Annotated in this window: 11 protein-coding genes and 1 other annotated feature; of the genes, 4 read left to right on the top strand and 7 right to left on the bottom strand. The window is 68.0% G+C overall.

Annotated features, from left to right (window positions below):
• The 3 genes from B3T77_RS08845 to B3T77_RS08835 form a co-directional block, all read left to right on the top strand.
• Positions 1–1,239: DUF1800 domain-containing protein (locus B3T77_RS08845; RefSeq protein WP_292078921.1), on the top strand; the 1,239-nt coding region annotated here is incomplete at its 5' end.
• A gap of 29 nt (positions 1,240–1,268) precedes the next feature.
• On the top strand, positions 1,269–2,417 hold the full coding sequence (locus B3T77_RS08840) for a DUF1501 domain-containing protein (protein ID WP_292078920.1): 1,149 nt from the start codon (positions 1,269–1,271) through the stop codon (positions 2,415–2,417).
• A gap of 49 nt (positions 2,418–2,466) precedes the next feature.
• Positions 2,467–2,530, top strand: a sequence feature (sul1 is cis-regulatory element that is thought to sense ions involved in sulfur or methionine metabolism; They are found in Alphaproteobacteria).
• A gap of 58 nt (positions 2,531–2,588) precedes the next feature.
• Complete coding sequence (locus B3T77_RS08835) at positions 2,589–4,067, top strand: SulP family inorganic anion transporter (protein WP_312185693.1); 1,479 nt, start codon at positions 2,589–2,591, stop codon at positions 4,065–4,067.
• 4 nt (positions 4,068–4,071) lie between these two features.
• On the opposite strand, the gene B3T77_RS08830 is transcribed toward B3T77_RS08835, so the two are convergent.
• Positions 4,072–4,281: a hypothetical protein gene (locus tag B3T77_RS08830; RefSeq protein WP_055753991.1), complete on the bottom strand. Its 210-nt coding sequence runs from the start codon at positions 4,279–4,281 to the stop codon at positions 4,072–4,074.
• A gap of 239 nt (positions 4,282–4,520) precedes the next feature.
• Between B3T77_RS08830 and B3T77_RS08825 the strand changes: the two genes are divergently transcribed.
• The gene (locus tag B3T77_RS08825; protein WP_008260410.1) at positions 4,521–4,733 is read left to right on the top strand and encodes a cold-shock protein; all 213 of its coding nucleotides are present in this window, start codon (positions 4,521–4,523) and stop codon (positions 4,731–4,733) included.
• Between the two features lie 69 nt (positions 4,734–4,802).
• Here the strand turns inward: B3T77_RS08825 and B3T77_RS08820 are convergent, their stop codons facing one another.
• The 6 genes from B3T77_RS08820 to B3T77_RS08795 all read right to left on the bottom strand — a co-directional run bounded on the left by B3T77_RS08820 (position 4,803) and on the right by B3T77_RS08795 (position 9,718).
• Positions 4,803–5,645: an alpha/beta hydrolase family protein gene (locus B3T77_RS08820; protein ID WP_292078918.1), complete on the bottom strand. Its 843-nt coding sequence runs from the start codon at positions 5,643–5,645 to the stop codon at positions 4,803–4,805.
• A gap of 139 nt (positions 5,646–5,784) precedes the next feature.
• Positions 5,785–6,339 (bottom strand): NADPH-dependent FMN reductase, encoded by a 555-nt coding sequence (locus B3T77_RS08815; protein ID WP_292078917.1) that lies wholly within the window; start codon positions 6,337–6,339, stop codon positions 5,785–5,787.
• Between the two features lie 65 nt (positions 6,340–6,404).
• Complete coding sequence (locus tag B3T77_RS08810; protein WP_292078916.1) at positions 6,405–7,619, bottom strand: M16 family metallopeptidase; 1,215 nt, start codon at positions 7,617–7,619, stop codon at positions 6,405–6,407.
• A gap of 55 nt (positions 7,620–7,674) precedes the next feature.
• On the bottom strand, positions 7,675–8,415 hold the full coding sequence (locus tag B3T77_RS08805; protein WP_292078915.1) for an SURF1 family protein: 741 nt from the start codon (positions 8,413–8,415) through the stop codon (positions 7,675–7,677).
• Complete coding sequence (locus tag B3T77_RS08800; protein ID WP_292078914.1) at positions 8,412–8,813, bottom strand: DUF983 domain-containing protein; 402 nt, start codon at positions 8,811–8,813, stop codon at positions 8,412–8,414. Before B3T77_RS08800 ends, B3T77_RS08805 begins: the two co-directional genes overlap by 4 nt.
• Entirely contained in the window at positions 8,810–9,718 is a 909-nt protein-coding gene (locus tag B3T77_RS08795; RefSeq protein ID WP_055806286.1) for a cytochrome c oxidase subunit 3, read from the bottom strand. The genes B3T77_RS08800 and B3T77_RS08795 overlap by 4 nt, the downstream gene beginning before the upstream one ends.
• Between the last annotated feature and the right edge of the window lie 252 nt (positions 9,719–9,970).

The following is a 9,970-nucleotide window of genomic DNA, read 5'->3' as shown; positions in this document are numbered from 1 at the left end:
CCCTCCCCTGCCCCCGCTTCCGGTATGCCGGACGCCGCCGATCCGCAGGCCGTCGCCCGGCGCGAAGCCCGTCAGGCCGCCCGCCGCGACATCACCCAGGACACGGCGCAGGAGTTCCTGGCCCGCGCCCAGCTCGGCGCGACCACCGACGACGGCTTCGCCGAGCGCTGGGCCCTGTTCTGGTCGAACGCCCTGACCGTCTCGGCCGCCAAGTTCGCCAGCGGCGCCTTCGTGGGCCAATACGAGCGCGAGGCCATCCGCCCCCACGTCTTCGGCCGGTTCGAGGATCTGGTCCTGGCCGCCGAACAGCATCCCGCCATGCTGCTCTATCTGGATCAGGCCCGATCGGTCGGTCCCGACAGCATGGCCGGCGCGCGCCGCAACGCCGGTCTGAATGAAAACCTGGCCCGCGAGATGATGGAGTTGCACACGGTCGGCGCTGACGGGGGCTACACCCAGGCCGACGTCACCGAACTGGCGCGCGCCCTGACCGGCTGGTCGATCCCCGCCGCCCGCGATCAGCGTCAGCCCAACCGTCCGCGCCGCGCGCGCAACATGGCCGCCCAGGCCGAGCCCGGTCCCGACGGCTTCGTCTTCCGCGCCAATGTCCACGAACCCGGCGCCCGTACGGTGATGGGCAAGACCTATCCTGCGGCGGGCCTGGCCCAGGGGCAGGCCATCCTGCGTGACCTGGCCCGGCATCCGGCGACGGGCAAACGCCTGTCGCGCCGTCTCGCCGCCCATTTCGTCGCCGACGATCCGCCGCCCGCTTTGGTCGCGCGGCTGGAAACGGCCTGGACCGGCTCCGGCGGCGATCTGGCCCAGGTCGCCCGCGCCTTGATCGACGCGCCAGAGACCTGGACGCCCCAGCCGGCCAAGATCAAGACGCCCTACGACTTCATCGTCTCGGCCCATCGCGCGCTGGGAACCCGGCCTCAGCGGGTCCAGCCGTTGCGCCAGGCCCTGCTCGACATGGGCCAGTCGCCGTTCGCGCCCCCATCGCCCGAGGGCTGGGCCGACACGGCCGCCGACTGGGCCGGCCCCGACGCCCTGGTCAAGCGGCTGAACTGGTCGCGCACCGCCGCCGACTTGGCGCAAGCAAGCGATCCCAATGCGGTCGCCGCCTCCGCCCTCGGCCCGCGCCTCGGCGAACGCACCCGCCTCGCCGTCGCCCGCGCCGAAAGCCGGCCCGAGGCCCTCACCCTTCTGTTCATGTCGCCGGAGTTCCAACGCCGATGACCTCCCTCAATATAAACCGGCGCCATCTGTTGGCCGCCGCCTCCGCCGGGGTCGGTCTGGCCTTCGCCGGCCGTGTCGCCGCCCAGACCAATGACCCCGCCAACAAGCTGGTCGTCGTCATCGCCCGCGGCGCCATGGACGGCCTGTCGGTGACCGTGCCCTACGCCGATCCGAACTACGTCCCCTTGCGCGGCGGTCTGGCCATCGCCGCGCCCGGCGAGGCGAACGGCGCCCTGGCCCTGAGCGAAGGCTTCGGCCTGCATCCGGCGCTGGCGGGTCTGCACGACCTCTATGGTCAGGGTCAGATGCGGTTCGCCCCCGCCGTCGCCCTGCCCGTGCGCATCCGCTCGCACTTCGACGCCCAGGACGTTCTGGAAAACGGCGGCGAAGGTCTGCGCCAACAGTCCGACGGCTGGCTGAACCGCGCCATCGTCGCGGCCGGCGGAACGTCGCTGAAGGGCCTGTCGATCGGCGCCCAGACCCCGCTGATCCTGCGCGGTGATGCGCCGGTGTCCAGTTGGGCGCCCGGCGGTTTGGTGCGTGACGGCGACCGCATCGCCTCCTTGCTTCAGGACCTCTACGTCGAGGATCCGATGCTGGGCCAGAACCTGGCGCGGGGTCTGGCGACCGAGCAACTGGTCAGCATGGAGGGCGGCGACCAACGCCTGCGCCGCAACGACGTCCAGGGCCTGGGCCAGGCCGTCGCCAGGCTGATGACCGGACCGGAGGGCGCCGACATCGTCGCCGTCTCGCTGGACGGCTGGGACACCCATGCGGGCCAGCGCGCGCAACTCCAGACCCGGCTGACGGGCCTGGATCAACTGGTCACGGGCCTGAGGGACGGTTTGGATGACGCCTGGTCGCGCACGGCGGTCATCGTCGCCACCGAGTTCGGCCGCACCGCCCGCGCCAACGGCACGCAAGGCACCGACCACGGCACCGGCTCGTCGCTTCTGCTGGCAGGGGGTGCGGTCAAGCGCGGCGGCCCCATCGGCGACTGGCCGACCCTGGCCGACAAACGCCTGTTCGAGAGCCGCGACCTGGCCCCGACGCTGGACATCCGTTCGGTCTTCAAGGGCGTGCTGCGCGATCACATGGGCCTGGACCGCGCCGCGCTGGACGCCCGCGTTTTACCCGGCAGCGCCGCCGAGGCGCCGGCCATGGACGGTCTGGTCTAGCCGCCACGCTTGCTTTTTGCGGCGCAACATCGCATCAGGACGCCATCACCTTGGACCCGGCCCTGTTCGCAGGCGACGGGTGGCTATCCCCGCCGCCGATCCGCTGGGAAACCGAGCCGCCGGAAACCGAAACGTCGGTCAGGCTCATCCAGATGAAATCCTGAAATGTCCATCATCGCCTCCGCGCGCCAGCAATGGCTCGCCAATCCTCGCCGCGATCTTCTGGCGGGGACCGTCGTGGCCCTGGCTCTGATCCCCGAAGCCATCGCCTTTTCCATCATCGCCGGCGTCGATCCCGCCGTCGGCCTCTACGCCAGCGTGGTCATCGCCGTGACCATCGCCTTCGTGGGCGGGCGTCCGGCCATGATCTCGGCCGCGACCGGCGCCATGGCCCTGCTGATGGTCACGCTCGTGCGCGACCACGGGCTGGAATATCTGTTCGCCGCCTCGCTGCTCTGCGGCGTGTTCCAGATCGTCATCGGCCTGCTGAAGCTGGGCCGCTACATCAAGTTTGTCAGCCGCAGCGTCATGACCGGCTTCGTCAACTCGCTGGCCATCCTGATCTTCCTGGCCCAGATGCCCGAGTTGATCGGCCGGGGCTGGATCACCTACGCCCTTGTCGCGGCGGCCCTGGTCGTCATCTACGGCTTTCCGCGCCTGACCAAGGCCGTGCCCTCGCCCCTGGTCGCCATCGTCGCCATCAGCGCCCTGGTGATCGTGCTGAAGCTAGATGTGCGCACCGTCGGCGACATGGGCCAGATGCCGACCAGCCTGCCGATGTTCCATCTGCCCGCCGTGCCCCTGACGTGGGAGACGCTGGTCATCATCGCCCCGATTTCGGCGACCCTGGCCTTCGTCGGCCTGCTGGAAAGCCTGCTGACCGCCAACCTGATCGACGACATCACCGACACCCCGTCGGACAAGGATCGCGAGACGCGCGGCCAGGGCATCGCCAACATCCTGTCGCCTCTCTTCGGCGGCATGGCGGGCTGCGCCATGATCGGCCAGTCGATGATCAACGTCACCTCGGGCGCGCGGGGACGACTATCGACCCTGTGGGCCGGGTTGTTCCTGCTGTTTCTGATGCTGGCGCTTCAGACCTGGGTCGCCCAGATCCCAATGGCGGCCCTGGTCGCCGTCATGATCATGGTCTCGATCGGCACCTTCGACTGGTCGTCGGTGATGAAGCTGCGCTCCACCCCGCTTCAGTCGTCCATCGTCATGATCGCCACGACCGTGACGGTCGTCGCCACCCACGATCTGTCCAAGGGCGTCATCCTGGGGGTGCTGCTGTCGGCGATCTTCTTCATGCGCAAGGCCGGCAAGACCATCGCCGTGACCGAGGTTCCAACGCCGGGACCGGGCGTGCTGCGCTACCGCGTCTCAGGCCAGCTGTTCTTCGCCTCGGCCGATCTGTTCGCCGCCAGCTTCGAGCATCACGGCCAACCCACGCGCGTCGAGATCGATCTCAGCGACGCCCATCTGTGGGATCTGACCGGCGTCGCCGCCGTGGACAAGGTCGTCTTCCGCTACCGCCGTCAGGGCGCAGACGTGCAGGTTTTGGGCATGAACGACGCCGCCCGCACCCTGGTCACGCGGGTGGGGCGGTTCGAGAAGATGCATCTGCCGGACGGCGCCGGCGCGCATTGAGCTGTCAGGCGGCGTTGGAGGTCGGTTCGAGGTCGGGCTTGGGCATCTTGCAGATGCGGTTCAGGTCGGCCCGGATCGAGCTGCCCTGGAAGTGCGAGATTTCGGCGCCCGAATAGCCCTCGCCCGACAACGCTTTGACGACATCGCCGGTGTTCAGACAATCGTTGGTCCGAGCGAGCTGGTAGGCGCGCTCCACGACGTGGGTGCGGTTCATGTTGGAAGCCTTTCGTGCCTTCCAACAACGCGCGCCAAGCTAAACCGTTCCCATTATTGGATTTTCGGCCCGACCGGCCCGCGCTTGCATCTGTCATGAATATCTGCGCACATAGAGCTCGTCGATCTCTCTGCGTAACGCCCACTCTCTCTGCGAACGCACGAGTCAAGGCCGCTCCCATTCAGACCCGACAGGCCGCAGGGACGTTCCCTCGGTCAATTTCTAACGGAGGTCTCAAAATGGCTACCGGCACTGTCAAATGGTTCAACCCGACCAAGGGTTACGGCTTCATCCAACCCGACGACGGCGGCAAGGACGTCTTCGTCCACATCTCGGCCGTCGAAGGCGCTGGCCTGCGCGGCCTGGATGAAAACCAGAAGGTTTCCTACGAGCTGGAACGCGACAAGCGTTCGGGCAAGGAATCGGCTGGCCAGCTGCAAACCATCGGCTGATTTCAGCGTCTCAGCTGAACTGGCGACGGCGGCTCCTCACGGAGCCGCCGTTTTCAATTGGGGCTCAAGCTATCGGCTGAAGCAGGTCCGCTCGATGAAGCCCTGCGCGGCGGCAGAGGCTTCTGAGGGATTGTGCCCGCCGTCGAACTCCAGAGCCGCGAACGGCGCCTTGGCCACGCGCAGGGCCTCGACCAGGGGCGCATAGTGATCTGCGAACGGCGCGGCCGGATCCTTGCGGCCGCCCGCGACGAAGATCGGACGGTCCGCCAGCTCGGGCGCGCGTTGGGCCAGACCGGACATGGCGGCGTCGCGCGTGATTGCGTTCATGAAGCCGTCCACACCTTCGGGGCCGAAACGGGTCGTCTCGGGTTCTGCGGCGAAACTGTCCAGATCCGTCTTCCAGGCCGCACGATAGTCCGCGTCCGTCCCCCAGCGTGCGCCGATCACGCCCATGTCGGCCGGAACCAGAGCCGCGGCGCAGCGCACGCCGTGATCCGCCGCCGCCGTCTGCAACGCCACCCAGCCGCCATAGCTGACGCCGATCACGCCGATCTTCGAGGCGTCCGCTCCGCTGGCCGGATCAGTCTTCAGCCAGGCCACGGCCGCCGCCCCATCCTCGCGCGAATGCTGAAGGCTGATCGTCCCGCCGGACGTTCCCGTGCCGCGATACTGCGGCAGCAGCACGCTATAGCCGGCCTTCTGAAGATCCAGTGCGATGCGTGGGATGTTGGGTCCGGCGGGGAAACCGTTGAACAGGACGACGGCTGGACGTGCGCCCTCCCCGACCCCTTGCAGCAGCCGCGCCGACATCGTCGCATCGCCCGACGGGATGGACACCTCGCGAGGCGCTTCCTGCGCGACGGCCAAACCCGGCAGCAGCGCGGCGCCCAGCGCGATCATCAAAGCCTTCATGTCATCTCGTCCCGTGTTCGGCCTCATTTCGCGGATGCGAAGCGCAAGCCCTCACGGCTCTAGTGACATGTCACACTCAACGGCACAGCTTACCGTTCGCTCATGACAGGGATTTCATGGATCGATTGAGGCGACGGCCCTACGGCTTCGTTTTGTCAATCCAGGCGGCGAAGGCGTCGGTGAAGCTGTTCAGGAAGGTCTTGGTGTCGTCCTTTTTCAGCTTGCCGTTCTCGTCCAGCAGGTCCGCGACATTGCCGATATAGGCCTCGGGCTGCTGCATGGTCGGCATGTTCAGGAAAACCAGCGGCTGGCGCAGGTGGTGGTTGGCGCCGAACGCCGCGACGGCGCCGGGCGAGACGCTGACGATCGCGGCGGGCTTGCCCTGCCAGATGCTGTGGCCATAGGGGCGAGAGCCGACGTCCAGGGCGTTCTTCAGCGCGCCGGGAATGGAGCGATTGTATTCGGGCGTGACGAACAGCACCGCCTCGGTCGTCGCCACCTCCTCGCGAAACCGCTCCCAGGCCGGCGGCGGGTTATCGGTCTCCAGGTCGGGGTCATAGAGCGGCAGGTCGCCGATTTCGACCGGCTCGATCTCCAGCCCTGGCTCAGCCAGCGCCTTCAGCTCCATGCCGATGGCGCGCGAATAGGAGCCTTTGCGCAGGCTGCCGACGATCAGGGCGACGCGGACGGTCATGGAAGGTCTCCGGGCTGGACGGGTTCAAGCGCCAGCATAACCGATCCGCGCCCCGGCGCGTTCCCTCAGCCCGCGAACAGGGCCGCCGCGAAGGCTTCGCCCGCCGGTGCGGCCGACTTCGGGCCGAGGACGGCGCTGGCCGCCTGGCCAGGGGCCAGCACCCGGCCGCCGACCGCGCGCACATCCTCGATCGTCTGGGCTTCCAGCTGTTCGGTCATCGACAGGCTCGAGCGCGGGGCGCCGAAGATCAGGGTCTGGGCGGCGTTGCGCCCGGCGCGGCTCATCGGGTTTTCGTCGGACATCCAAAGGCCGGCCTTCATCACCGCCTTGGCGCGCGACAACTCCTTTTCGGTCGGCCCGTTCTCGGCCAGGGCCCGCACCTCGGCCGCCGAGACCTCGGCCAGTTCTTTCGCCCGATCCGCCGCCGCCCCGGCGTAGATTCCCAGCACGCCCGTATCCTCGTACGGCTCCTGATAGGCGTCGATGGCGTAGGCCAGGCCCCGCTCCTCGCGCGCGCTCTGGAACAGGCGCGAGGCCATGCCGCCGCCCAGAATCTCGCCGAACAGCCGCATGGCCGAAAGCGCCGGATCGGTCGCGGACAGGGCCGGCAGTTGGAACACAAGATTGGCCTGTTCGATCTTGCGCGTCAGCTTCGCGTGTCCGCCGACGAAGGCGGCCGGCGCGGGCGCGTCAGCCGGGGTCGCCACCGCATCGCCGAACCAGCGCTCGGCCAGGGCCAGCAGTTCGGTCTCGTCCACCGCGCCTGAGACCGACACCACCATCCGGTCGGGCGAATACAGCCGCGCGCGCCACGCCTCGACCGACGTCTTGTCGGCCGGCTTCAGGCTGGCGACCGAGCCCAGGATCGGGCGGCCCAGCGGTTGTTTGGCGAAGGCGCGCGTCTGCACCATCTCGAACACATGGTCGTCGGGCGTGTCGAAGGCCTCGGCGATCTCTTGGGCCACCACGTCCTTCTCGCGCTCAATCTCAGCAGGATCGAGGGTCGGGCGGAACACCAGGTCCGATAGCACCTGCATCGCCAGCGGCAGCGAGCCGTCCAGCCCCCGCACCTCAAAGCTGGTGCGCTCGTAGCCGGTGGAGGCGTTGATGGTGCCGCCCTCGGCCTCGATCCGCTCGACGATCTCGCGCGCGGCCATGTCGCCGGCGCCCTTGAACACCAGATGCTCCAGCAGGTGCGACCAGCCGGACCGATCCAGCGGCTCCCAGCGCGCCCCGCCCTTGACGGTGACGACGACGGCCAGGGTCTTCAGCCCCGGCATCGGATCGCAGATGACGCGAACGCCGTTGGACAGGGTGTGCAGGGAAGTCAGGATTCTAGTCTTTCCTATCGCCGCGCACGCGGTGCGCGGCTGCTTGAGGACCGTCTTTCTTGATGCGACGGCGAAGCAGGGCCACATAGAAACCCGCAAGCGCGATCGCCAGTCCGAACCATGTCAGGGCGTATCCGAAATGGTTGTTGGAAAAGGCCGCCGGCGGCGCGGACGGCCTCAGCGCCGCGAACTCGGGATTGACGGCGGTGATGGCGAACACGGCCTCGGGCCGGACCGGGCCGGTGACGTTCAGCGCCTTGGCCATCGCCGCCGTGTCGCGGGCGTAGAAGCGGCCGTCGCGGGGCGCCGGGCTCATGGCGCCGGGCTTGTCGAAGGTGCGAAACTCTCCGACCATCACCAGCGGCAGGGTGGTTTCGACCACGCGCGGACGCGCCGTCACGCCGTCGCCGACAAAGCCGCGATCGACCAGCAGGGTGAAATCCGCCCCCGCCAGCTTGCACGCCGAGATCAGCCGCACCCCGGCCTCGCCGTCATGGATGCTCTGAAGCTCGACGAAGGGCGCGCTGGCCAGGCCCGAACAGACGATCAGCGCCTTCCTGAACTCCAGATCACCTTCCGCCAGCACCTGCTCCAGCGGCGCGGGCGGTTTCGCCGCCGCCGCATCGGCCGCCGCGATCAGCCCTTCCTTCCACTTCAGCCGCTCGACCTGCCACACGCCCAGGCCGATCAGCAGGATCAGGCCCAGCACCGTCAGCACGGTCAGGATCCAGGGGAAACGCTTCATCGCTGGTTCCGATATTGCAGCCCGATCATCAGTCCCCGGCCCGGCCGCATCAGGGCCAGCGACAGGGCGACCACCAGCGGCAGCCAGACGATCAGATGCACCCACATGGGCGGATGGTATTCGATTTCGACGAACAGGGCCGAGAAGCCGACGATGAAGCCGGCGATCTGCATGATGAAGCTGGCGGGGCCGTCGCCCGTCTGGATGGTGGAATAGTCAAGACCGCAGGCCGTGCAGCCGGGCGCCACCTTCAGAAAGCCCGCGAACAGCGCGCCCTGGCCACACCGGGGACAACGCCCCCGCAGCGCCCAGCGAACCGGCGTATCGGAAACGACGACGGCGCGGGACGATTCCTCGTCCCGCGCCGCTGCGATGTCTTCAGGGCCGTCTTGGATCAACCGAAGACGACATAGACGAAGGCGAACAGGAACAGCCAGACCACGTCCACGAAGTGCCAGTACCAGGCCGCCGCCTCGAAGCCGAAATGCTTCTGCGGGGTGAAGTCGCCCTTCAGCAGGCGGATCAGGCAGACCGCCAGGAAGATGGTGCCGATCAGGACGTGGAAGCCGTGGAAGCCCGTCGCCATGAAGAAGATCGAGCCGTACAGGCCCGAGTTCACGGCCTCCTCGTTGAAGAACAGCTTCTCGTGCAGGATGTGGTTGTACTCATAGGCCTGGACGCAGGTGAACAGCACGCCCAGGGCCACAGTGATGATCAGGGCGATCTTGGCGCCCTTGCGGTCGCCGACCTGGATCGCGTGGTGGGCCCAAGTGACGGTGCAGCCCGAGAGCAGCAGGGTCACGGTGTTCAGCAGCGGCAGTTGCCACGGCGACAGGACCTCGACGCCCTTCGGCGGCCAGGTCGACCAGGCCTTGGCGGTGTCGGCCCAGGTGCCGACTTCCGGCGTCAGTGCCCGCGACTCATGGAACAGGGCCATGTCGAAGAACATCCAGAAGAAGGCGACGAAGAACATCACCTCCGACGCGATGAACAGGATCATGCCGTAGCGCAGGCCCAGCGACACGACCGGCGTATGGTCGCCCGCCTTGGATTCCTTGATGACGTCCGCCCACCAGCAGAAGGCCGAGATCAGCACGCCAGCCAGACCGGCGAAGAAGACGCCCGGCTTGCCTTCGGCCAGGAAGTTGGCGGCGATCGGGCCGCCGTCCGCCGGCGCCAGGCCCTTCATCCAGATCACCGCGCCGATGAACATGATGGTCGCAGCGACCGAGGACACCAGCGGCCAGGGGCTGGGCGCCACCAGGTGGTAGTCGTGCTGCGGAGTGGCGTGGGCGTCAGCCATGAATCGCGTCTCTTCGTCGGCCAGAGTCGGTTGTTATAGCGGCTATAGCGTTCGATTTTCCCCGACGCCAGAGCCACGCCGTCTTTCCGCCTTGTTCGGGCATGCGGACGGGGCTCAGCCCTTGCGGGCCATTGGATCGGCGGGATCGTCCGGGCTGTCGGCCAATGCGCCGCCCATGCCCATTCCACCGCCGCCCATCCCTGCGCCCATGCCGCCCCCACCCCCGCCACGGCCGCCCGTTGCGCCGGCGCC

The organism is Brevundimonas sp. UBA7838 (genome assembly GCF_002500885.1).
Taxonomy (GTDB): Bacteria; Pseudomonadota; Alphaproteobacteria; order Caulobacterales; family Caulobacteraceae; genus Brevundimonas; species Brevundimonas vesicularis_C.
This window is presented reverse-complemented; position numbering and strand designations above follow the sequence as displayed.